The sequence below is a fragment of the Bacteroides ilei genome (assembly GCF_900128495.1).
Taxonomy (GTDB): Bacteria; Bacteroidota; Bacteroidia; order Bacteroidales; family Bacteroidaceae; genus Phocaeicola; species Phocaeicola ilei.
Window position 1 is genome coordinate 3,278,575 of the sequence record NZ_LT635801.1, and the last position, 24,064, is coordinate 3,302,638.

Annotated in this window: 21 protein-coding genes; 8 read left to right on the plus strand and 13 right to left on the minus strand. The window is 43.5% G+C overall.

Going from position 1 to position 24,064, the window contains the following annotated elements:
• Positions 1-13 precede the first annotated feature (13 nt).
• The 3 genes from BQ7489_RS13935 to rsmA all read right to left on the minus strand — a co-directional run bounded on the left by BQ7489_RS13935 (position 14) and on the right by rsmA (position 4,148).
• Positions 14-1,819 carry a DUF349 domain-containing protein gene (locus BQ7489_RS13935; protein ID WP_072531552.1) on the minus strand — a complete coding sequence of 602 codons (1,806 nt, stop codon included), beginning with the start codon at positions 1,817-1,819 and terminating at the stop codon, positions 14-16.
• Positions 1,820-1,941: 122 nt separating this feature from the next.
• Positions 1,942-3,282 (minus strand): magnesium transporter, encoded by a 1,341-nt coding sequence (mgtE, locus tag BQ7489_RS13940; protein WP_072531554.1) that lies wholly within the window; start codon positions 3,280-3,282, stop codon positions 1,942-1,944.
• Between the two features lie 56 nt (positions 3,283-3,338).
• Complete coding sequence (gene rsmA, locus BQ7489_RS13945) at positions 3,339-4,148, minus strand: 16S rRNA (adenine(1518)-N(6)/adenine(1519)-N(6))-dimethyltransferase RsmA (RefSeq protein ID WP_072531557.1); 810 nt, start codon at positions 4,146-4,148, stop codon at positions 3,339-3,341.
• Positions 4,149-4,249: 101 nt separating this feature from the next.
• Here rsmA and BQ7489_RS13950 point away from each other — a divergent pair, with 101 nt between their 5' ends.
• On the plus strand, positions 4,250-5,248 hold the full coding sequence (locus BQ7489_RS13950) for a lysylphosphatidylglycerol synthase transmembrane domain-containing protein (protein WP_072531559.1): 999 nt from the start codon (positions 4,250-4,252) through the stop codon (positions 5,246-5,248).
• Between the two features lie 4 nt (positions 5,249-5,252).
• Positions 5,253-6,713, plus strand: coding sequence for an aminoacyl-histidine dipeptidase (locus tag BQ7489_RS13955; RefSeq protein ID WP_072531561.1), 1,461 nt, complete (start codon positions 5,253-5,255; stop codon positions 6,711-6,713).
• Between the two features lie 54 nt (positions 6,714-6,767).
• On the opposite strand, the gene BQ7489_RS13960 is transcribed toward BQ7489_RS13955, so the two are convergent.
• Both BQ7489_RS13960 and BQ7489_RS13965 read right to left on the minus strand, forming a co-directional pair.
• Positions 6,768-7,796 carry a DUF4435 domain-containing protein gene (locus BQ7489_RS13960; protein ID WP_072531563.1) on the minus strand — a complete coding sequence of 343 codons (1,029 nt, stop codon included), beginning with the start codon at positions 7,794-7,796 and terminating at the stop codon, positions 6,768-6,770.
• A gap of 12 nt (positions 7,797-7,808) precedes the next feature.
• The gene (locus BQ7489_RS13965) at positions 7,809-8,633 is read right to left on the minus strand and encodes an AAA family ATPase (RefSeq protein ID WP_072531564.1); all 825 of its coding nucleotides are present in this window, start codon (positions 8,631-8,633) and stop codon (positions 7,809-7,811) included.
• Positions 8,634-8,750: 117 nt separating this feature from the next.
• Here BQ7489_RS13965 and BQ7489_RS13970 point away from each other — a divergent pair, with 117 nt between their 5' ends.
• From BQ7489_RS13970 to mscL, 4 genes are all read left to right on the plus strand, one after another.
• Positions 8,751-9,680 (plus strand): DMT family transporter, encoded by a 930-nt coding sequence (locus BQ7489_RS13970; protein ID WP_072532200.1) that lies wholly within the window; start codon positions 8,751-8,753, stop codon positions 9,678-9,680.
• A complete protein-coding gene (locus tag BQ7489_RS13975; protein WP_072531565.1) occupies positions 9,677-11,572 on the plus strand; it encodes an AAA domain-containing protein in 1,896 nt (631 codons plus the stop codon). The genes BQ7489_RS13970 and BQ7489_RS13975 overlap by 4 nt, the downstream gene beginning before the upstream one ends.
• Before the next feature lie 119 nt (positions 11,573-11,691).
• Positions 11,692-13,290: an aspartate:alanine exchanger family transporter gene (locus tag BQ7489_RS13980; protein WP_072531567.1), complete on the plus strand. Its 1,599-nt coding sequence runs from the start codon at positions 11,692-11,694 to the stop codon at positions 13,288-13,290.
• A gap of 51 nt (positions 13,291-13,341) precedes the next feature.
• A complete protein-coding gene (mscL, locus tag BQ7489_RS13985) occupies positions 13,342-13,776 on the plus strand; it encodes a large-conductance mechanosensitive channel protein MscL (protein WP_072531569.1) in 435 nt (144 codons plus the stop codon).
• A 2-nt stretch (positions 13,777-13,778) separates the two neighbouring features.
• Here mscL and BQ7489_RS13990 read toward each other — a convergent pair whose 3' ends face one another.
• The 8 genes from BQ7489_RS13990 to BQ7489_RS14025 all read right to left on the minus strand — a co-directional run bounded on the left by BQ7489_RS13990 (position 13,779) and on the right by BQ7489_RS14025 (position 22,417).
• Positions 13,779-14,684, minus strand: a complete 906-nt coding sequence (locus tag BQ7489_RS13990) for an AraC family transcriptional regulator (protein ID WP_072531571.1) — start codon at positions 14,682-14,684, stop codon at positions 13,779-13,781.
• Between the two features lie 163 nt (positions 14,685-14,847).
• Positions 14,848-16,002, minus strand: coding sequence for a lactaldehyde reductase (gene fucO, locus BQ7489_RS13995; protein WP_072531572.1), 1,155 nt, complete (start codon positions 16,000-16,002; stop codon positions 14,848-14,850).
• Between the two features lie 18 nt (positions 16,003-16,020).
• The gene (gene rhaD / locus BQ7489_RS14000) at positions 16,021-16,830 is read right to left on the minus strand and encodes a rhamnulose-1-phosphate aldolase (RefSeq protein ID WP_072532201.1); all 810 of its coding nucleotides are present in this window, start codon (positions 16,828-16,830) and stop codon (positions 16,021-16,023) included.
• Positions 16,831-16,846: 16 nt separating this feature from the next.
• A complete protein-coding gene (gene rhaT / locus BQ7489_RS14005; RefSeq protein WP_072531573.1) occupies positions 16,847-17,884 on the minus strand; it encodes an L-rhamnose/proton symporter RhaT in 1,038 nt (345 codons plus the stop codon).
• Between the two features lie 86 nt (positions 17,885-17,970).
• Positions 17,971-19,227 (minus strand): L-rhamnose isomerase, encoded by a 1,257-nt coding sequence (locus BQ7489_RS14010; protein ID WP_072531574.1) that lies wholly within the window; start codon positions 19,225-19,227, stop codon positions 17,971-17,973.
• A gap of 24 nt (positions 19,228-19,251) precedes the next feature.
• Positions 19,252-20,712, minus strand: a complete 1,461-nt coding sequence (locus BQ7489_RS14015) for a rhamnulokinase (protein WP_072531575.1) — start codon at positions 20,710-20,712, stop codon at positions 19,252-19,254.
• 125 nt (positions 20,713-20,837) lie between these two features.
• On the minus strand, positions 20,838-21,206 hold the full coding sequence (locus BQ7489_RS14020) for a thioesterase family protein (RefSeq protein WP_072531576.1): 369 nt from the start codon (positions 21,204-21,206) through the stop codon (positions 20,838-20,840).
• 11 nt (positions 21,207-21,217) lie between these two features.
• Positions 21,218-22,417, minus strand: a complete 1,200-nt coding sequence (locus tag BQ7489_RS14025) for a mechanosensitive ion channel family protein (RefSeq protein ID WP_072531577.1) — start codon at positions 22,415-22,417, stop codon at positions 21,218-21,220.
• Positions 22,418-22,570: 153 nt separating this feature from the next.
• Here BQ7489_RS14025 and BQ7489_RS14030 point away from each other — a divergent pair, with 153 nt between their 5' ends.
• Together BQ7489_RS14030 and BQ7489_RS14035 are read left to right on the plus strand one after the other, a co-directional pair.
• Positions 22,571-23,050, plus strand: a complete 480-nt coding sequence (locus tag BQ7489_RS14030; protein WP_239496961.1) for a peroxiredoxin family protein — start codon at positions 22,571-22,573, stop codon at positions 23,048-23,050.
• A gap of 125 nt (positions 23,051-23,175) precedes the next feature.
• Entirely contained in the window at positions 23,176-24,063 is an 888-nt protein-coding gene (locus BQ7489_RS14035; RefSeq protein ID WP_072531579.1) for an electron transfer flavoprotein subunit beta/FixA family protein, read from the plus strand.
• Position 24,064: the final 1 nt, after the last annotated feature.

Consider the following 24,064-nt stretch of genomic DNA (forward strand, 5'->3'; position numbering starts at 1 on the left):
TATGTTAATGTGATTATTGTTCTTTTAGCTTTTCATCGATAGCAGCTATCTTTTTCAGAACAAGTTCCATATCACCTTTCAGGCGTTCAATCTTCCGGTTGATTTCAGTAACTAATGAATTCCCTTTCTTGGATGATGAGTTCAAGAATCCGAGATTATTTTCATAAGTCTTGATATCGTTTTTCAGTCCTTCATAGGTGCGGACTAGTTTTTCCCTGTCGCGGTATAAGTTGTCTCCTTTGCTTAGCCCTGATTTGAAGTTGTTCAATTTCTTTTCACTAGCCGACAGATTGAGTTTGTCGAATAGTTTGTCAATCAGTCCATGGAACTCATTGTAAAGTCTGTCTTTTTCTTTGAACGGTACATGTCCAACAGTGTTCCATTCTTTCATCAAGTCTTTTGTTTGCTGGGCTGTTGAATCATCTGTGGTTCCGGATGCGTCAAGGGCAGCGAGTTTCTTGATTATTTCCTCTTTCTTTGCCATATTTTCCAGCTCGACGGAACGTTGGGAGTTGGTTGCTTTATTCTTTTGTGCAAAGAAATAGTCACAGGCTTCAATGAAACGTTTCCATACCGCATCTGAATGTTTTTTAGCGACAGGTCCGATAGTCTTCCATTCTTTTTGTAACTGAGTAAGGATTTCGGACGTTGTTTTCCAGTCGGTGCTATCTTTTAATGATTCGGCTTTTTCGCATAAAGCTTTTTTCTTTTCGAGATTTTCGGCCATGCTTTCCTTTATAGACTTGAAAAAGGCAGCTTTGCGTCTGAAGAATTCATCACAGGCTGCACGGAACCGTTCGAATATTTTAACGTTCATCTTTTGCGGTGCATAGCCTATGGTTTTCCATTTTGCCTGTAGGGCCAGGATTTCTTGGGTCTTGTCTTCCCAGTCGGCAAAAGTCTTGAACGTATCATATTCCATGGCTTCTGCTATTTCACAGATAACGGTCTTCTGATCCAGATTTTGCTGTTCTTTTTCTTTCAGCATCTCAAAATGTTGTTGATGACGGCGGTTTACAGCAGTAGATGCCGCCTTGAATCTGGCCCATATGCTTTCACGTAAATCTTTGGTAACCGGACCGATGCTACGGAATTCCTGATGTAGTTTTTGCAATTGGTGGAATGCTGAGATGACATCCGGCTCTTCAGCCAATTTTTCAGCAGCCTCACACAAATGTGTCTTTTGTTCCAGATTTTTTTTGAAGTCATATTCACGGAACTCGTTGTTCAGCTTGACGATATCATAGAATTTTTCGGTATATGTCTGGTAGGTTTTCCATAATTCGTTGACCTTACCTGCTGGAACAAGTTTTATATCATTAAATTCCTGTTGCAGTTGCTTGAATTCGTTATAGATTTTACCGGTATCTTCAGTGGTTTCGGTAAGAGCCTTCATCTTGTTCAGAATATCCATTTTTCTTAGCAGATTGGTTTCTTTCTGTTGTTCCAGTTCTGCAGCCATGACACTCCTTTTTTCTTTTATAGAGTTCATTACTTCTTTGAAAGATTCTTCGAACGGGTCGGGCGAAGGAACAAAGTCATTCGGATTCCCTCCTTCTTCCACAAATTTTTTTTTGGCAGCTTCCTGGTCTGCCTTGTGTAATTTATAGAATGTTTGTTTTAGTATATCGATTTCTTGTTTATCTGCGTTGCAGGCATCTTCATTGATTTCTGACAAGCGTTTGATTACTTCTTCCTGAGTTTGTTTGGGTACATAGACTGTAGCATTTTCAGAATTTTCAGGAGTTGGGACTGAAGCTTCGGGAATACTGTCCACGGGTGCCTCAGTAATAGGGCGGTTTGTCTGATTTAATTCCATCGTATATAGATTTTAGAAATAATAAGCTATTTAATGTTACAAATTAAAAAAATAAAATCTTATTATCATATTTTTTTTCTGATTATTTTCAACTTTGATAACAGATTTTCATTAAAAAGTTTTTAGGCCAATAAAACTGTTATACCCATATACATGAGCATGCCGATGATATCATTGGTAATGGAGATGAACGGCCCTGTTGCAATGGCTGGATCAATCTTTAGTTTTTCTAAGGTCATTGGAACCAATGTGCCGAATATGGATGCGAACATGACTACAGCGAACAGACTGATGGAGACTGAGTAGCTTACTGTAGCAGTAGCTCCAAACCGGATAAAGTTATAGATATAGACCAGCATGGAAATGATAGTGGCATTGATTAGGGCCACTACGGATTCTTTCAGAACCTGCTGGATGGTTTTTTCAGCATCCAGCGAACTGTTGGCAAGGCCTTGTACTATCAGTGCTGAAGATTGTGTTCCTACGTTTCCTCCTGTACCACCGATTAATGGAATGTATAAGGCCATCTCAGGATGGGCGGCGAAAGTTGTGTCAAAGTTTCCTAGTATCATTGAATTCCCTATTCCTCCAAGCATGCCTATAAGTAGCCATGGAAGTCGTGCTGTTGTCTGACGGAATACATTGTCGTGAGTTTCTACGTCTTGTGACAAACCGGATGCCAACTGGTAATCACGTTCTGCCTGTTCACGTACTTCGTCCATGACATCGTCTACCGTTATCCGTCCTACTAGTCTTCCTATGCTGTCAATGACAGGAACAGCTACCAGGTCATATTTTTCAATGACTTGGACTACTTCATCCAAAGGAGTGTCAACATGAACCGCTATGGGATCCTTTTTCATAACATGCTTTACTTTGGAAACGGATGGACTTGTAATCATCTTTTTTAAAGGAAATACTCCGCGTAGGCGTTCATCGTCATCTACAACATAGACATAATAGATTTCATCCATATCTTCAGCCTGGATACGCATTTCTCGAAGACATTCGGGCATACTCCAGTTCTCATTGACGATTACCATTTCTGTACCCATCAGACCTCCGGCTGTATCTTCATCGTATTTTAACAGATCTACAATGTCACCAGCCTGTTCGATATCTTCAATATGGGAAAGAACTTCTTCCTGTTTGTCTTCATCCATGTCACGGATAATGTCAACGGCATCGTCCGAATCCATGTAGTCAACAAATCTTTTGGCAATTGTTTCGGACGGAAGTGCTTCCAGAAGACGTTTCCGGGCGTCTTCATCCATCTCCACCAATACATCGGCAGCTTTTTCATTATCCAGAAGAGGATAGATGACACGGGCCTCTTCTGCATCCAGTTCGTTGCAGAGCTCTGCAATATCAGCAGGATGGAGATCATTCAAGACCTCTTTAAGGCGATCGAAATTTTTATTTTCGATCAGTTCTGAAATTTTTCTTATATCTTCACTTTCCATACTGATGTATCATGATTAAGATCACAAGCCGATAGGTTTGGGACTTACATTTTTATTTATTGTTCTTTTACAGACATTGATTGTCCGGCAAGAGCTTGTTCTACACGGTTAGTCAGATCTATAAACTCTTGTACGGATAATTGTTCCGGCCGTTTGTCGAATACAGGATCAGAACTCAATGGATTTTCTTTGTTCAGAATAGTAGAAATGGAGTTACGTAATGTCTTTCTTCGCTGGTTGAATGTTGTCTTCACAATCTGTTTGAATAATTTTTCATTGCATCCCAAATCCTGTATTTCATTGCGCGTCATCCGGATTACAGCACTTTTTACTTTTGGGGGCGGATTGAATACGTGTTCATGTACCGTAAACAGATATTCTACGTGATACCATGCTTGGATCAATATGCTTAGAATACCATAGGTCTTGCTGCCAGGACCTGCTGCAATACGTTCGGCAACTTCTTTTTGAATCATTCCGGTACAGCAGGGAATCAGATCTTTGTTATCGAGCATCTTGAAGAAAATCTGGCTGGAAATATTGTATGGATAGTTACCTGTCAGGACGAATGGTTTTCCGTCGAACAGCTTTGACAAGTCCATTTTAAGGAAATCTTCTTCTATAATATTATCCCCCAATGTGGCAAAATTTTCTCTGAGATAAGCTACCGATTCGAAATCGAGTTCCACAACTTTGACCGGACGGTTTTTAGTGATGAGGAATTGGGTTAGTACTCCCATTCCTGGGCCGACTTCCAAAACTGGTAAATCTGGGTATGTATCTACGGTGTCGGCTATGTCTTTTGCAATCTGCAAATCTTTCAGGAAGTGTTGTCCTAAAAACTTTTTCGGCTTAACTAATTTCATTCCTTTTGTATTTTCTGGGGATAAATTAAAAATTATTCCAGCAAGATATTATCTTTGCATCATGCAAATTTAAGCATTAAATTTAAATAAATGGTCAGGTTTTGGAACGAACTGAAGTAAAAAAGCTTATAAATACGGTCTTTCAGATAAGTTTGTCACTGATTTTAGGGGCTGTAATTTTAATATGGACCTATCATGGTTTTGATTTTAAACGTGTATGGGCAGTACTTGATGGCGGCATGAATTATGGATGGATGCTCTTTTCCTTGATTTTCGGAGTATTCGGACATTTGTTTCGTGGTTGGCGTTGGAATCTGGCCTTAGCTCCATTGGGAGAATATCCGAAGCTGTCGAACAGTGTTTATGCCATTTTTGTTTCGTATGCGGCTAATTTGGTCGTACCGCGTGTCGGTGAGGTTTCACGTTGTGGAGTCTTAGCTAAATATGACGGGGTTTCTTTTTCGAAATCGTTGGGTACGGTTGTATCTGAAAGGCTGATAGATTCAATGTGTGTATTGTTGATTACGGCTGTAACTCTGTTGTTGCAATCCGGGATTTTTGCCCGTTTTTTTCAGGTTACCGGTACAGACAGGACTTTCTTTGTCCATTTGTTCTCTTCCAGTAATTTTTATATAACGCTAGTTTGTATATTGGCTGCAATTGTGTTGATTGTGTGGTTGATACGGAATCTTTCTATTTTTGCTCGGGTAAGAGGACTGATTGCCAATATCTGGCAAGGCTGTCTTTCTATCCGTCATGTAAAGCGTCCTTGGTTGTATGTCTTGTATACAATAGGAATTTGGGCTTGCTACTTTTTTCAGTTTTATGTAGCTTTCTTTAGTTTTGATTTTTCGGCTGGTTTGGGTTTGGTGGCAGGACTGGTCATGTTTGTTGTGGGCAGTATTGCGGTAGTGGTACCTACTCCGAATGGAGCAGGTCCTTGGCATTTTGCAGTGATTACTATGATGATGATGTATGGGGTAGGAAAAGAAGATGCTGGAATATTTGCGCTTTTGGTGCATGGAATCCAAACATTTTTATTAATTTTGTTAGGCATATATGGATTAGTGGCTTTGCCGCTTACAAATAAAAAGAAATAATATTATGAGTGAAATTCTTTCTTTAGCTCCACAGAATGTGTGGAAGCATTTCTATTCATTGACACAGATTCCCCGTCCGTCGGGTCATTTGGAGAAAATTCAGGCTTTCTTGCTTGATTTCGGTAAAAGTGTAGGCGTTGAATCATTTCAGGATGAAGCGGGAAATATCATTTATCGCAAACCTGCTACTCCAGGAATGGAAAATCGTAAGACGGTGATTTTGCAGGCCCATATGGATATGGTGCCTCAGAAAACTAAAGATACTGTTCATGATTTTGAAAAGGATCCTCTCCAAGTCTATGTTGATGGTGAATGGGTGAAAGCCAAAGGCACTACATTGGGTTCGGACGATGGCATGGGTGTTGCTGCTATTATGGCTGTAATGGAGGATAAGAATTTGAAACATGGACCATTGGTAGCCTTGATTACTGCCGATGAAGAGACTGGCATGTATGGAGCGTTCGGTCTGAAGCCGGGTACCATAGAAGGTGATATCCTGTTGAATCTGGATTCGGAAGAAGAAGGTGAGTTATATATCGGTTGTGCCGGTGGTGAAGATCTGACGGCTACGTTGGAATACAAGGAAGAAGAAACTGATCCGGAAGACGTTGCTCTGAAGGTAACTTTGAAAGGTTTGCGTGGTGGTCATTCAGGTATCCAGATTGGCTGGGGACATGCAAATGCCAATAAGTTGATGGCACGTTTCATGAATCAGGTGATTGCTTATGATGAGGCTTGTCTGGTTTCATGGGAAGGTGGTAACATGCGTAACGCCATTCCTCGTGATTGTGAGGTGGTAATTACTGTTCCTGAAACCGAAGTGGAAGATGTGTTGGCTTATGTAGGTGAATGTGAGCAGGTATGGCAGGACGAATATGCTACTATTGAGGATGAATTGAGCTTCAAAGCTGAACGTATTGATTTGCCGAAGATGATGGTTCCTGAGGAAATACGTGATAATTTGGTTGATGCCATCTATGCTTGTCCGAATGGAGTTGAGCGGTATATACCTACTATTCCGGATACGGTAGAAACTTCATCTAATCTGGCTATTGTGAATATCGGTGGCGGTAAAGCTTCTATCAAGATTTTGACTCGCAGTGCCCGTGATTCAATGAAGGATTATCGCAATACGGCTCTTGAAAGCTGTTTCTCTATGGCCGGTATGCATGTAGAGCGTTCCGGAGCTTATTCCGGTTGGGAACCGAATGTCAATTCACCTATTCTTCATGCCATGAAGGAATCCTATAAGGCTCAGTTCGGTGTCGATCCAGAAGTGAAGGTTATTCATGCGGGTTTGGAATGTGGTATTATCGGTGCTATTATTCCAGGATTGGATATGATTTCATTCGGGCCTACCTTACAGTGTCCTCATACTCCGGAAGAACGGTGTAATATTGAGTCTGTAAAGAGATTCTATGAGTTTCTGGTTGCAACTCTGGAAAATACTCCGGAGAAACTTTGATGCCTGATTCTGATTCATTCCATATAAAGATCCTCGATAGATTGATTGTCGTTTCTATCGGGGATCTTTTTTATGTGGTTGGTTCTTATTGATGATTTTCAAGAATATTTCTACGTCACGTTGCATCATTTTATAAAGTGGGGAGTCTTTGTAGTTAGTATTTTTATGTATGACAAGTTCTACCGGAACTTGGCTGCGCTGATAGCTGGTCAGCTCATTTTGCAGTTGGACGTCATGCAAGGCCAGCTGATGTATTTGCTGCTCCCTTTCTCTCCGTAGGACAGTACATATAGGATTGAGTAGACGCAGTATTACATTATCCATGATATGATGTCCTTGGATGAACATATAGGTATTGTCCGGATGTACCCCCAGATTGCGGAACTCCTTTTTCATTTCCTCTATTTCAGAGATGGCGTTAGGATGGTGATGTTCCAGATCTTTCAGTTTTCGGCTTACACGTTTGGACATGGCTTCCAGACTCTTTTCCGGATGGTGTGTACTTACCTGGTCAAGTTTTACATAAGAGCAGAAATCAAGCAAGGAAAATTCAGACAAAATATGTTTGCGATAGAACCATACCGACCATACAAATAAAGGATAGGCTATTTGTGAATAAAGTTTCATGAATGCGGGAAAGTCTATGATCATATGATCATTCAATGTGGCAAGTACACATACTTCGTGCAGGCCTTCTGCATAGCAGTGGTAGTTTTCAATGGCATAAGCATAGGTCTGCAACACATAAGGACTTTCAAGCATGTATCGGGAGGTTTGGGTACGCCCTTGAAGCAGATAGTCGTAATCACTATCTACGCAGGCGATCATATTTTCTCCAAGCTGGCTTCCCAATTGGTTCATCAGTACAGTCTTTTTTCCCTTGGCAAGTGAGGTTTGAGAAGGTAGCATAACTTCGAAGTAGCGGGTTTCATCTTCATAGTCAGCCAATAGGGATCTCCAGAAAGATATATCCTCATAACTTTCTACGTATGCCACGATTTTTCTTCTTGCTCGTTTGGGCTTCAGACTATTGGCCGCCGCTATATAGAGTGACGATAGATTATCAGTCAGTCTTTTTCCCATAAGAGTTGAGTTTTATAAGGTTATATCACTTACTTCAGTCACTGCATCCAACCATCCGTTCATGATGACGGCAGGTGAATGTGTGGTCAGTATGATCTGTACATTTGGATTCAGGTCTCGGATGAGGGAAATCATGCGTTGCTGCCATTCTACATGAAGTGATACCTCCGGTTCATCCATAAACAGGGCACAGTGTTGTTTGTCTTGTACCAGGACCGTCATCAGAATGACCAATATTTGTTTTTCTCCTGAAGACAGCTGGTATGAAGTCAGTACGTCACCGTCCTGCTCGAATAGAATTTCGTTGCTTTTGCGAATAATCTTTTTTTGAGTTTCACTGAAGAGGTCGTCTATCATGTCCTGAAATTGAGTCTTGGGTTTGGAAACCTCTGTAGCTTTTAACTGGTCTTCTGGATTTCCACTGGTCAATAATTCGATAATGCGGTTACCTATATTGACCTGGTAATCCAGATAGCGGCGCTGTAGCTGATAAAGCTGCCAGTCAAGTTCTGTCTTTATATGCTGATTCCCGACTTTTTCGAGCAGGCTGGCATTGATTAGAGGACGATCAAAACTGCGTATTACGTCGAAATGAATGAAAGTGGCGTCTTCCGGGCTGAAAACGAATGATACGCCTGGATGGATGCCGTTGGTCAATGGGGCTCCTTCCATTTCATCAAGGGTGCGTATCGTACTGTTCAGGATGGTGGTTTTACCTATACCGTTTACTCCACTCAAGATATTCACATCGGGGCGGAGATTCCAGGCTATGTTTTTTCGTCCTCCCCAAAGGCCTTTGATTTCTATTCTTTTAATGTAGTCGGCTTGTTTCTTCATGACTGTAGATATTTGATAGTGCCTTAACAAAAATAGAAAATATAAAGGAATAAATCAATGTTTCATTCTCTCTTTTTTGGAGAACTCTTACCTTTGTACTGTAAAATGGAAATAAAGATGGATGGTAAAGTTGTTAGGGCTCATGTAGCTTTGATTGCGGCTGCGGCCATGTGGGGATTAATGTCTCCTATAGGGAAGGCAGCAATGGATGCGGGAATTACAGGTCTGCTGTTGGCAAATATGCGTATGATTGGCGGAGCGGCATGTTTCTGGATAGCGTCTTTGTTTGCTCCGAAAGAGAAAGTGAATCCCCACGATCTGTTTCTGTTGTTTTTTGCCAGTATGTTGGGTATCGTATGTAATCAAGGTTGTTTTACATTCGGGTTGTCATTGACTTCTCCAGTCGATGCCTCTATCGTAACGACAACTATGCCTATTGTTACTATGGTTCTGGCGGCATTGTTTCTGAAGGAACCGGTGACTCCGATGAAGGTTTCGGGTATTTTTCTTGGTTCTATTGGAGCTTTGATGTTGATTTTGAGTAACCGTGGTCCGGTTTCGCAAGGCGGAGGAAGTATGTTGGGTGATGCGCTTTGTATAACTGCCCAAGTCAGTTTTGCCTGTTATCTGACGATATTCAAGAAACTGATAGCACGTTATAATGTGTTTACGTTGATGAAATGGATGTTTACGTATGCTGCTATCTGTTTTATTCCTTTTTCATATCATGATTTTGCAGTAACCGATTTTTCTGCCTGTACGGTAACGGTATGGTTGCAAGTGGGATATGTTGTCTTTTTCGGTACATTTGTAGCTTATATTTGTATGTTGGTGGGGCAGAAGACGCTTCGTCCCACAGTGGTAAGTATGTATAATTACGTTCAGCCGGTAGTCGGAGCAAGCGCTTCCATTCTTTTGGGGATGGGGCATTTCGGTTGGATCAAGGCTTTGGCGGCAATCTTGATTTTTACCGGGGTTTATGTAGTGACCCAGAGTAAATCCCGTGCACAGATGTTGGCCGAACGGAATCAAAAAGAACAGGAATGAAAGATAATTTAAATATACAGTCTCCTATATTGTATCTCCAGCATCAATATGATTTGTTGAAGATGGAATATGAATATGAAAAGGATCAGTTTAGACAACAGACTGAACTGATGGGAGTTGGACGTAAGATTAAGAGGGGTATCTGTTGGTATCCGTTGGATTTGGGACGCAGTTATTATAATGCCTTGAACCAGTTGGTCATTGAAGTCAGGCAGCGGGAAGATAAGGATATTGAGCATCAGTTCGAATACGGGCGTCCCGTCTGCTTCTTCACTCAGGATATGTCAGGTAAGTTGAAAAACCTGAATTTTGTAGCTTTTGTCAGTTATGTGGATAACGGTTGTATGGTGGTTGTGTTGCCTGATGCCGGTGCTTTGCTGGCTTTGCAGAGTAAAGAAGGAATGTTAGGTGTGCAGCTTTATTTCGATGAAACAAGCTATAGGCTGATGTTTGATGCATTGGGGAAAGTTATTCATGCGAAGAATAACAGGCTGGCCGAATTGCGCGATATTTTTCATGGAACATTGCCGGTTTCGACTTTCTCTTTTCAGCCGGTCCGTTTTCCTTGGCTGAACGCTACTCAGGAGGAGGCTGTGAATAAAGTTCTACATGCAAAGGATGTGGCGATTGTGCACGGACCTCCAGGAACCGGAAAGACTACGACTTTAGTGGAAGCCATTTATGAAACCCTGCATCGTGAGAATCAGGTACTGGTCTGTGCGCAAAGTAACATGGCCGTCGATTGGATCAGCGAAAAACTTGTTGACAGAGGGGTAAGTGTGCTTCGTATCGGAAATCCGAGCAGGGTAAACGATAAAATGCTTTCGTTTACGTACGAACGTCGTTTTGAATCTCATCCCGATTATCCGCAGTTATGGAGTATCCGGAAGGCAGTCCGGGAGTTGTATCAGAGAATGAGAAAATCTTCCGACCGGGATTCTATCCGTACGAAAATCAATTCATTGAAAGATCGTGCTACTGAACTGGAAATCCGGATTAATGATGCTTTGTTCAGCGAAGCCCGTGTAATATCCTGTACATTGGTCGGTAGTGCCAACCGCTTGCTGGAAGGGCAGAAGTTCGGTACCCTGTTTATTGATGAAGCGGCCCAGGCTTTGGAGGCGGCATGCTGGATACCTGTGAGAAAGGCCGATCGGGTAATTCTGGCAGGTGATCATTGCCAGCTTCCCCCTACGGTCAAGAATCCTCAGGCATTGCGTGAAGGTCTTGGAGATACGTTGATGCAGTCTATTGTGAAGAATAAGCCGGAGACGGTTTCATTGCTGGCTGTACAATACCGTATGAATGATGAAATTATGCATTTTTCCTCCGAATGGTTTTATCATGGACTGTTACGGTCGGCACCTGAAGTCAGATATCGTAGTATTCTTGATTTCGATACACCGATAGAGTGGATTAATACCGAAGGAATGGATTGTAATGAGGAGTTTGTGGGTGAAAATTACGGACGGATCAATAAGGCGGAAGCAGAACTGTCAATCAGCCAACTAAAGGCATATATTACAAAGATCGGTCGAGAGCGTTTTCTGGATGAACGTATCGATGTCGGGTTGATATCACCTTATAAGGCACAGGTACAATATTTACGCCAGCTGCTTCGAAAGGACAGTTTCTTTAAACCTTATCGACCGGCAATCACCATCAATACGGTAGACGGTTTTCAGGGACAGGAGCGTGACATTATTCTGATCAGTCTGGTACGTGCCAACGAAGAGGGGCAGATTGGATTTCTGAATGATTTGCGCCGGATGAATGTGGCCATGACCCGTGCCCGTATGAAACTGATCATATTGGGGGATGCTTCCACATTGACCAGACATCTCTTTTACAGAAAATTATATGCGTATATTACAGGACTTAAGGATAGCTGACAATGTGATTGCATCGTTAAGGGAAATATCTTGATGTTATGAGTCATGGAATGTTTGCATATCAAAGGTAAATGCTTATCTTTGTTTCCATAATAGTTGAAATCTTATAGACTGATTTTATGTTCATCGACTTACTGCAATCATCTTATTTTTCTGTATTCTTGATTGTAGCGCTCGGCTTTATGCTGGGGCGCATAAAAGTAGCCGGATTGTCGCTCGATGTCTCTGCTGTAATTTTTATAGCATTGGCTTTCGGGCATTGGGGCGTTTCCATTCCGAAGGAACTGGGGAATTTCGGACTGGTCCTTTTTATCTTTACTATTGGAATTCAGGCCGGACCTGGCTTTTTTCATTCTTTCCGGAGCAAGGGAAAGACATTGATCTTGATAACCTTATTAATTGTGGCTTCTGCGTGTCTGACGGGTGTCGGTTTGAAATATCTTTTCGATATTGATACTCCTAGTCTTGTGGGATTGATAGCCGGGGCCTTGACCAGTACACCAGGATTGGCTGTCGCTATCGACAGTACCCAGTCGCCGTTGGCTTCCATTGCTTATGGCATCGCCTATCCGTTCGGAGTCATTGGAGTGATTCTGTTTGTCAAACTGTTACCCAAGGTCTTGGGAGTTGATGTGGAACGGGAAGCCCGTATGCTTGAGGCTGAACGACGTAACCAGTTCCCGGTTCTGGATACATGTCTGTTTCGGGTTACCAATCCCATCGTATTCGGACGTACATTGCAGCAGTTGAATATCCGGGTGATGACGGGAGCTGTCATATCCCGAATCAAACGTGGGGACAAGATTTTGATACCGAAGGCTGATATTGTTCTTGAAAAGGATGATTATATCCAAGGGGTAGGGAGTCAGGAGTCTCTGAATAATCTGGCTTTGATGCTGGGAGTCCGTGAAGAAGGTGAACTTCCTTTAAGTAACATGCAGGCGATAGAATCTTTACTACTGACAAAAAAGGACATGGTGGGTAAGCAGTTATTTGATCTGAATCTCCAACATAATTTCGGCTGTACCGTAACACGGGTCCGTCGGAGTGGTATCGATTTGTCTCCGTCCCCTGAGCTGGAGTTGAAATTCGGAGATAAACTGATGGTTGTCGGCGAGAAGGAAGGGGTTCAGGCTGTAGCCCGTTTGTTGGGGAATGATGCCAAAAAGCTTTCGGATACCGATTTCTTCCCTATTGCCATGGGTATCGTTTTAGGTGTTCTGTTCGGAAAGCTGAGTATCTCGTTCGGTGGAGGAATGTCTTTCTCACCGGGGTTGACAGGAGGTATTCTGATGATGGCTTTATTCCTGAGTGCAGTAGGTAAGACCGGACCTGTTATATGGTCTATGTCGGGGCCGGCCAATCAGTTGCTCCGTCAGTTGGGACTTTTGCTCTTCCTGGCCGAGGTCGGGACGTCAGCAGGAAAGACCCTGGTTTCGACCTTTCAGGAAAGCGGTTTTCTGATGTTCGGTGTCGGAGCCGCCATTACATTGGTTCCGATGCTGTTGGCCGCGCTTGTCGGCAGGTTGGTCTTTAAGATAAGTCTGTTGGATTTGTTGGGAACAATAACTGGGGGAATGACCAGTACCCCGGGACTGGCTGCGGCCGATTCGATGGTCGACAGCAATATTCCGGGCGTCGCTTATGCAACCGTGTATCCTATAGCCATGGTCTTTCTGATATTGTTTATCCAATTGATAGCGGCGTTGGTTGTTTAGGAGGTATGTTCCGTATGTAAAGCAGAATTAAAAAATCAATATTATTGTCCGATGAAAAAAATAATTGAAGAATTCAGAAAATTTGCCGTACGTGGAAATGTCATTGATATGGCAATAGGTGTCATTATCGGTGGAGCTTTTGGAAAAATTGTATCTTCGTTGGTTGGGGATATCATTATGCCGGCAGTCGGTATTTTGGTTGGTGGTGTGAGCTTTTCTGATCTGAAGATTGTTCTTAAGCATGCTGTAATGGATGGTTCGACGATTGTCAGTCCGGAAGTTTCCATCAATTACGGTAATTTTATTCAGATGGTCTTTGATTTTCTGATTATTGCAGTTGCCGTATTTATGCTGGTAAAGGGTATCAATGCATTGAACCGTAAGAAAGAAGCCAAAAAGGCGGAAACTCCTGCTGCTCCATCGGCTGAAATACAGCTGTTGACAGAAATCCGTGATCTGTTAAAGGAGCAGAACAGAAAGGAATGAGCCTATTTCCCTGATTTTTTCCCGGCCGACCGGTACTCGGAAGGGGTTAGCCGGGTATTTTTTTTGAACAGGTTTGAAAAATGTTCAGTCGATGTATATCCTAGCATGAAGCATATCTCTTTGACTGAATGTGGAGTCTCTATCAGTAATTGCTTGGCTTTTCTGAGTTTCAGTTCCTGAAAATATTTGGCTGGGGCATATCCGGTATAGTCTTTGAACATTTTCCGGAACCATGAATAGCTGAGGTTCAGTTTCTGTGCAAGTTCTTCGGGATCGATTTCCTTATATACATTTTCATTCATGATAATTTTAGCCTGTTCTATTTTTTCGGCTACATTGTCTTTTTCAAAGGCCTTGTTTTTTGATATGGAAAGAATCATACCGATGATATGCATCAGAATTCCGGATAGATATTGTTGGGAAGCGGGTTTTTCTTCTTCAGCAATGTCGAGAGCCCTGGTGAATAAAGATACCAGTTCCTCATTCAAACCTACTTCCAGAACTTGGTTATCCTTATTTAGAAATGAGTTCTTGATAAGTTGGTCGATGAAAAAACCTTCAAATCCGATGTAATATTCGTTCCATCCTGTAGTAGTGTCCGGACTATATGTATGCCATTGTCCAGGGAACAGGATGATTATATTCCCTTTTTTGACCGGACGTTCGGGAGTATCTTCCGATTCGAATGTACCTTTTCCTTTTGAAATGTAGAGTAATTGATATTCGGGCAGGACGCGACCTTTATGGAAATTGAAAAAATAGCCCGAAGGATGGTCTTTTATGGGATAAGGGGAATTAGGGCGGATAGCTTGTACGCCCACTGTATTGACACATAGCCCGAAACGGCGGTCCCGGTCATTGACTATCAGGTATTTGAATTCTACTCCTAAATCGTTGTATGATGTCATATACTCTAATTCCCTTATTGTATAAATACAAAAATAGGAAATATTTTGGGATCTGACATGCTTTTGTCTGATTTATTGTGTTTTGGCGATAATATCCGGAAAGAAGAAAGCCGACGAAATTGTGTCGCCGGCCTTCCTATATAGAAAGTTGTTAGGGGACTTGTCAGAAAGCCTTGTGGTATAAGGCTTCAATCTCTTCGACAGATGTCGGGCGTGGATTACCTCCGGTGCAGACATCGTTGAAAGCATCAATAGCCAATTGATGCAGGTCTTCTTCCTTTACGCCGATTTCATGCAGTTTTTGTGGAATATTGATGCTGACAGACAATTGGCGTACAGCTTCTACAGCAGCTTTGACACCTTCTTCCTGCGTCATTCCTTCCGTATTGACACCCATTGCCTTGGCTATATTGATATATTTGGGAGCAGCCGGTGATTCGGCATTGTATTCCATTACATATGGCAGGAGCAGAGCATTGGCAACACCGTGAGGAGTATCATAGTGTGCTCCCAATGGATGTGCCATAGAGTGGACTATTCCCAGACCTACGTTGCTGAATCCCATACCGGCAATGTATTGCGCCTGTGACATAGCTTCACGGGCTTCGGTATCATTACCGTTGTCTACTGCCTTTTTCAGGTTTTGGGCAATCATTTCAATAGCCTGCAATTCGAACATATCCGACATCGTCCAGGCTCCTGGAGTAATATAGCTTTCAATGGCATGGGTCAGGGCATCCATACCGGTTGCTGCTGTCAGTCCTTTTGGCATTGAATACATCAGTTCCGGGTCGATGATAGCCACAGTCGGGATATCATTCGGATCCACGCATACCATTTTTTTTGTTGCCTCTTCATCAATGATGACGTAGTTGATTGTCACTTCAGCACCGGTACCGGCTGTAGTAGGCAATGCGAAAGTAGGAACGGCTTTATGACGGGTATCTGCAACTCCTTCCAGTGAACGTACATCTGCAAATTCAGGATTGTTTACTACGATACCGATTCCTTTGGCTGTATCAATGGAAGAACCTCCACCCAAGGCTACGATGAAATCGGCTCCGGATGCTTTATATGCATTGACGCCGTTCTGTACATTGGCAATCGTCGGATTTGCTTTGACGTCGCTGTAAATTTCGTAAGGTATGCCGTTCTTTTCGAACACTTCAATTATTTTGTCCGCTACATGAAAGCGGATAAGATCTTTGTCTGTAACAAAGAAAGCTTTCTTGAAACCTCTACGTTTAGCTTCTACCGCAATGTTTTCACGGCTACCTGCTCCGAAATAGGAGGTTTCGTTCAATATCATTCTATGCATAATTCTTGTTTTATATGGTTATTTGGGTAGGTTGAATGCAACCGACATTTCTTTCATCTGTTCCTGGCTCATGCCTTCGGGTTCAAATCCCATATTTTTAGCTGCAATGTAGATAAGAGCCGATTTGTTAAGAACGTCAACTTGGTCGAACGCAGCCATAATATCTGTATCAACGGCAAAGACTCCGTGCTTTTCCCACATCACTACATCGTAGTCATCGAGTTCTTTGATTGTCGCATCGGCCAGTTCTACGGAGCTGGGAAGCTTGTACGGAATCATGCCTAATCCGCGTGGACAGAAAGCCTTTGTTTCAGGTATCATGCTCCATAAAAGATTAGAGGCTACATCCTTTTCCAGGAATTTCCGGCAGTGTGTCATTGCTACCAGTTCAATGGGATGTGTATGTAGAGAAGCCTTGTAAGGTGATCCTTTTGATATCAGGTAGTTGTGTACGCTCAGATGAGAAGGCAATTCAGAGGTGGGGTTGACCACTTCGTCTGCGATGATTACATAGCTTGAGCAGTCGTCCAGAATACGGATGATGGAGCCGTTGGCCATCGGGTCACGGGCAAGGTCACGCATGCGTTTCTGAGTTCCTTTGCAATAGAAATAGCAGCCTTTCAGATGTGGGAGAGTCACCCCGATCTGTTTTACTTCACTTATTGCGGGCATGGCCTTGATGGCATCGTCTACATATTCCGTAATATTAATTGTAATGTTACCTCCATTACGCTCTGCCCAGCCTTTCTGCCACAGATATCCGGCTACTTCTGCCACTTTTGCAACTTCGGCTGCCAATGCCGGACGGTTATTTAAAATTGATTCCATATTATAAATATTCAAATTAGTTTTCCAGTAATTGAGGAAGGAATGACGATACAATCAGTACTATCAGTCCGATAATCAGTACAAAGATTGTCTTTGAAGAACATCCTTTCCATTCTTTCAGTATAATTCCCCATACGTTTGAGAACACTACGTTGAGCGCCATCAAGATACAGAATGCAAACGTCAGCAATACAGGAGATTCTGTCAGGAATCCTTTCCCTAGAGCTAATCCGAAGAACTGGCTGTACCAGAGTGCTCCGGCAATCAGGCAGAAAATGAGATTGTTGCCCCATACGTTTCCTTTGCGGTAATCATTCCACGTTTTGTTCTTGCTGTTCTGATAGAAGCAATAGACAGCGTTGGTGATAAACCCGCCTAATGTTACCAGCAGGGTAGCGGGAAGGGTCTTGAACATATCGGCCGATTCTTCAAAATGGATGGAAGAACCGAATTCCAACCCTACATTGAAGCAACCGCTCATCAGCCCGGCCAACAAGGCTATTGCTATTCCTTTCGGGAAGTTGAAGTCTTTTACGGCGGCTTTCTTTTCTTCCTCACTCAAGCTTTGTGACTTCATGTTGCCGGCGATACCGATAATGGCGATACCTATCAGGGTAACAACTACACCGATAATGACGGCTGCTGTCAATTTTTCCAGATGATGAGCTTCCGGATAGAAAATGTTCAGCATTACAGGGGCCAGGATAGTACCGAGGCCTGCACAGGTTCCTAACGAGATACTTTGTCCTAACGCTACGCCCAGATAACGCATAGACAGTCCGAAGGTAAGTCCTCCTACACCCCATAGCACACCGAAAAGCATGGTCATCATGACGTCCAGGCTGTTTGCACTGGCAAACAGACCGAGCAAGCTTTCACCTGAGGGTACGGCCAGCAGTGCTCCCAGAAGCGGGAATATCAGCCAAGCAAATACCCCCTGAATGATCCAGTATGATTCCCAGCTCCAGTCTTTTATCTTGTTGATCGGTACATAGCAGCTTGATTGGCAGAATGCACCGATAGCGATAATTAACAGTCCGATAACAATATCCATAATAATTGTTCTGTTGTCAAATAGATGTATCATTGCCGGTTATACCCATCCGGACGGAGGGCATCACCGACAATGAATCAAACTTTTCAATTACGTTTTGAGGTTACTTCTGCTTCGTATTTTTCGATGTCACCGATGAATTCTTCACCTACCGGAACATCATTCTTCAGACAGAACATATCCCATACAGCGTTCCAAGGCAATGCCTTTTCTTCTTCAAGCAAGGCCAGACGCTGGAAGCCTTTTCCTTCAGCTTCATACTTGCGCAGCATAGCCAGCGGTTCCAGTAATGCACGTAACAGGCTCTTCTGAGCTGCACGGGTACCGATTACGTATGCACCGATACGGTTAATGGAAGCATCGAAATAATCAAGTGCGATAGCGGTGCGGTCGAGGGCGTCGCAACGAACCAGTTCCTGGAACAGTTCGGTGGTAGAATCGTCCATCAAGGTGACATGGTCAGAATCCCAACGGATAGGACGGCTTACGTGCAGGATAAGTCCCGGAACAAACAGCAAGGCCGATGAAACTTTGTCGGCGGCCACTTCTGTAGGATGGTAGTGACCGGTATCGATAGTCAGATAAGTCTGATGTTTGGTTGCATATCCCATACAGAATTCGTTGGATCCTACAGTATAATGTTCCAGTCCGATACCGAATACCTTACTTTCCAGACCAGTTTTCATATGATCGTATTTTACGGCAAAGATCTGGTCAAGTGAGTCATTAAAGAGTTCACGGTATTTCATGCGGTTCAATGTGATGTCCTTGCTTCCGTCATGTACCCAAAGGTTCATGTAACAGGTGTCTCCCTGATGCTTTCCGATTTCTTCGGCTATCTGACGGCAACGTTTGGTATGTTCAATCCAGAAATCACGGATACCCTTGTCCGGATTGGAGAGGGAAAGGTTACCGCTCTTCGGATGAGAGAAGGATGAAGAGTTGAAGTCCAGTTTCACACCCAATTCATCGGCCCATTCCATCCAACTCTTGAACAGATCGATTGTACACTGGTCACGGTCAACGAACTTTCCTTTGAAGTCACCGTAGATTTCGTGAAGGTTGATACGCTGTTTAGCCGGCAGCAATGACATGGCGAATTCCAGGTCCTTGCGTACTTCGTCTATATTACGTGCTTTGCCCGGGTAGTTTCCTGTAGTTTGGATACCTCCCGATAAGGCTCCGGCTTTCGGTTCGAAACCTACTACATCATCTGTTTGCCAGCAATGCATGGAAATCTGGATATTCTGGAGTGTGTCCAATACTTTGTCTACATCTACTCCTACTGCTGCATAGCGTTCTTTTGCTATTTCATACGCTTTTTTTACGAGTTCTTCTTTCATGATATTGAATAATTAGTTTAAAGATTAAAGAGTCATTGTCTTATAGTGAAGGTAAGCTACTTCCCATGCTTCAGCGTGTGTAGGCTGGAATGTTTTCAGGGGAATAGCCTGACCGATCAGTTGTCTCATGGATGCTACTGATGTAGCTTTTCCTGCAGCCAGAGCCTGGATCATGATGTTTCCTACAGCTGTAGCTTCAGACGGTCCTGCTACCACTGGTAGTCCGATGGCATTGGCAGTCCATTGGTTCAGCAGATCATTACGGCTTCCACCGCCGATGACATGTAGGGTCTCGATCGGGAACGGGGAAAGTTTCTGCAGGTTTTCCAGAACCTGACGGTAGCGCATGGCCAGACTTTCAAAAATGCAGCGTACAACCTGACCTCTGGTTTCGATGGCTGGCTGGTTGTGGGCCACGCAATATTTCTTTATGGTTTCTTCCATATCTGCCGGATTGGCAAAGACCGGATCGTCGGGATTGATCAGGTTACGGAACGGTTCACTTTGCTGGGCTTCTTCAATGAGCTCCGGATAGGATGTTTCCCCCCAGTTGAGGCGGCAACGTTCCAGAAGCCACATGCCACAGATATTTTTCAACAGACGGATGGTGTTGTCTACACCGCCTTCGTTGGTAAAATTCAACGCTTCTGTTTCCGCATTGATGACCGGAGCTTCAGTTTCGACTCCCATCAGTGACCATGTACCGCTGCTCAGGTAGGCAAAATTCTTGTTGGATGCCGGTACTGCGGCTACGGCCGAAGCTGTATCATGGCCGGCTACAGCCACAACTGGAACTGCTCCCAGACCGGTCATTTCCTGGACTTCTTTTGTCAGTGTTCCGACAGTTTCTCCCGGATAGACAAAACGTCCGAAATTGTCTTCTGTCAGCCCCAGGCTTTTCAGCAGTTCAGGTTCCAGATGTCTGGTCTGTGCATTGACCAGCTGGGCGGTCGATGCGATGGTATATTCCGTTACTTTTTCACCGGTCAGCATATAGCTCAGGGCATCTGGAATGAACAGAATCTTGTCGGCAACTTCCAGAGCACTGTCATTATTTCTTCTCAGGGTGTCCAGTTGGAACAATGAGTTGAAGTTCATGACCTGGATTCCGGTACATGCATAGACTTTGTTGCGCGGCACCCGTTCGAAATATTTTTCGGGAGCTCCTTCCGTATGCGGATCTCTGTAGGAATAAGGTTGGCGGAGTATGCCGCCGTCTTTACCGATGCATACAAAATCCACTCCCCATGTGTCGATGCCGATTGAAGTGATTTCGATGTCTTTTCTTTGTGCCGCTAGTTTGAGGCCATCGATGATGTGACGATATAATGCGAACAGATCCCAATAGAAGTGTCCTCCGGTTTCAATGATATGGTTAGGGAAGCGGTTGATATCTTCCGTCTTCAGGCCTTCAGGAGTGAAGGTTCCTAAGATTGTGCGTCCGCTGGTTGCTCCCAGATCGACCGCTAGAAAACATTGTGTCATAGTTGTTTGTTCAGGTATTAGTGTTAATCAATATTGACAAGGCAAAAGTATGGATTTACATGATTTATTGTCATGCATATTTTGATAGAAGAAATATGTTATTTGATGTTCATACCATATTCTTTTTATAGCTTGCCGAGGAAGCGTTTCCTGTCTACGATATAGCGGATATGTGTCCCTTCTCCTATAGTCCCTTTGCTGTCGGCCGCTGTCACTTTGAAGGTCAGTTTTCTGTTCTCTATCTCTTCCAGGGTAGCTGTAGCCGTTATAGTTTCTCCTATGGCCGAGGGCCTGATGTGGGTGGATTCTATCATCGAGCCTACGGTAGTGGAGCCTTCAGGCAGATGGCTACAGACCGAATTCATAGCTGCGTTTTCCATCAGTGCCAGCATAGCAGGAGTGCCGAGGACTTCCATATCTCCCGATCCCAATGTCAATGCGGTGTTGTTTTTGTTTACAATTGTTCTGCTTGTGTATGTCAGACCTTTTTCCATAATTGTTTTTATTATTTGGTGGTTGTTATTGTTGTCAGGTCATTCCCTGCCGGCCGCTGGAAAATCCGGAGGCCGAATTGTGGCAATATGGCCAGGATATGGTTGAAGATATCTCCTTGTATCTGTTCATATTCAAGCCATTCGGTCGTATCGGTAAAACAATATATTTCAAGCGGAAGACCTTCTGCCGTAGGTTGCAGTTGGCGTACCATGATCATCATGTCTTTGTTTGTCCGCGGATGGCCGGCCAGGTATTGCTGGATATAATTCCGGAAAATGTGCAGGTTGACGGTTGGTTGTTGGCTTTGTGCCTCCTCTTCGGTAATCCACCCTTTAGTGACAAAATATTTTATCTCATCTTCTTTACAGAAATGAATGGTATTCATGTCGATGTTGATCCAGCGTTTGATCCGCCGTCCTCCACTTTCACGCATGCCTCGCCAATTCTGGAATGAGTCACTTACCAGAATATAAGGAGGTATGGTTGTAATGGTCTTATCGAAATTCTGTACTTTTACGGTTGTAAGGGTTACTTCAATCACATAGCCGTCGGCTCCGTATTTGCTTACGGTAATCCAGTCGCCCGGCCTTAGCATGTCGTTTGCCGAAAGCTGTACTCCGGCTACCAGTCCCAGAATACTGTCTTTGAAGATTAACATCAGTACGGCTGCCGACGCTCCCAATCCGGCAAGAATTGTAGCGGCATTTTCATTGATCAGTATACTGATGATGAGAATGAAGCCTATACCCATCGCTATTAGGTTGATCATCTGATAGATACCTTTCAGAGGCCGGTTGCGTAGCGCTTCATGTTCTATTGAGATTTCGTATAGAGAGTTCAGGAAACAGTTGATCAGCATCAGTGTCGTAATGACAATATAGATGGAGCATGCCTTCTGTAGAAAATCGAGCAGAACTGGTAAGTCTGAAAAAGCCAACGGAAGCTGGAAGAACAGAAGGATAGGAGGAATCATGCGGGAAAAACTCTTCAACATTTTGTGGTTGAAAAGATAATCGTCCCAAGTGGCTTTGGTACGGGATGTGATTTTCTGTATGGTTGGCATTACCAGGTGGCGGAATATTTTGGTAGCGATGTAGGTTACCAGAATGATGCAGACAATGATTGTAAGCCGTACGCTCCAGCTGGTATTCTCCGGACTGATACCCAAATGGGTCAGTTGATTGGCTATAAAGTTATTTAAATCGGTCATAATTTGTTTTCTGTGGATTGTTCTATACAAATATACAAAGGTTTTTTATAAATTTAGCAGCATGAAGAGCCGGATGCTTTTCAATTCACTTCTTTAAACATTTAGACTTGACCGATGATGTTGTATTGCCGTTGTTTTTTGGTGTTGTTATGTATGTTTGTAACGGTTTCGTGTATACAGGATGATATACCCGAAGCGGAGGAGCGTGTTATGGTAGGTGACGTATTGCCTTCGTTTGTTGTCAAGATGAATACCGGTGAAACTGTTTCTTCTTTTCAGTTTGAAGGAAAGACGGGGGTGATTGTCTTTTTCAATACGGATTGTCCGGACTGTCGGAAAGAATTGCCGGTTATCCAGCGGTTATATGACCGATATCGCGAAAATGACTCGGTTATGATTTGTTGCATCAGTCGTGAGGAAGGTGAAAGTCAGGTAGATGCCTATTGGCGGGAGGCCGGGCTTTCGATGCCTTATTCCGCTCAGGAAGACCGTTCTGTCTATGAACTGTTCTGTACTGTGACAATTCCCCGGATTTATATTGTCGGTCCGGATCTGGTTATACGGGCTGTCTATACAGATAATCCGTTACCTGCATTGGAAGAGCTTGAGGCAGCAGTCGGGGCTTGTCTTTGATCGGAGGGATATAACTCTTTTATAGATACTAGGTATCCTGCATTTTCTTGTTATATCTTTTTGCAGAACAAATCGTTTGATTAAATTTGCTGCCAGAAAATTACTAATACCAAAATAATAATCTAATGAGTTTGAAAATCGTAGTTTTGGCAAAACAGGTTCCCGATACCCGTAATGTCGGGAAAGACGCCATGAATGCCGACGGTACCATTAACCGTGCGGCGCTTCCGGCAATCTTCAATCCGGAAGACTTGAACGCCTTGGAACAGGCACTCAGACTGAAAGACACACATCCCGGTTCAACTGTCACTATCCTGACAATGGGTCCGGGCCGTGCCGCAGAAATTATCCGTGAAGGTTTATACAGAGGTGCTGACAACGGTTATTTGCTTACTGACCGTGCTTTTGCCGGTGCCGATACGTTGGCCACTTCATATGCATTGGCTACGGCTATCCGTAAGATCGGTGAATATGATATCATTGTTGGCGGGCGTCAGGCAATTGACGGTGATACTGCTCAGGTAGGTCCTCAGGTTGCCGAAAAATTGGGCCTGCCTCAGGTTACTTATGTAGAAGAGATTGAAGAAGTAGCCAATGGCCATATTCGTGTAAAACGTCATATCGACGGTGGCGTGGAAACCGTAGAAGCGCCGCTTCCTGTCGTATTGACGGTAAATGGGAGTGCGGCTCCTTGCCGTCCGCGTAATGCGAAACTGGTTCAGAAGTATAAACGGGCTTTGGGCGGTCAGGAAAAAGCTGCCATTACGAAAGAGGGGGCTGAGTTGCCTTATGCTTCCCTGTATGAGAGCCGTCCTTATCTGAATATTACTGAATGGAGTGTAGCCGATGTCAACGGTGATACCAAGCAATGTGGTTTGTCGGGCTCACCTACTAAAGTGAAGAAGATTGAGAATATCATTTTCCAGGCTAAGGAAAGCAAGACGATCACAGGTAGTGATGCGGATGTAGAGAATTTGATTGTTGAACTGTTGGCTAACCATACTATCGGATAAA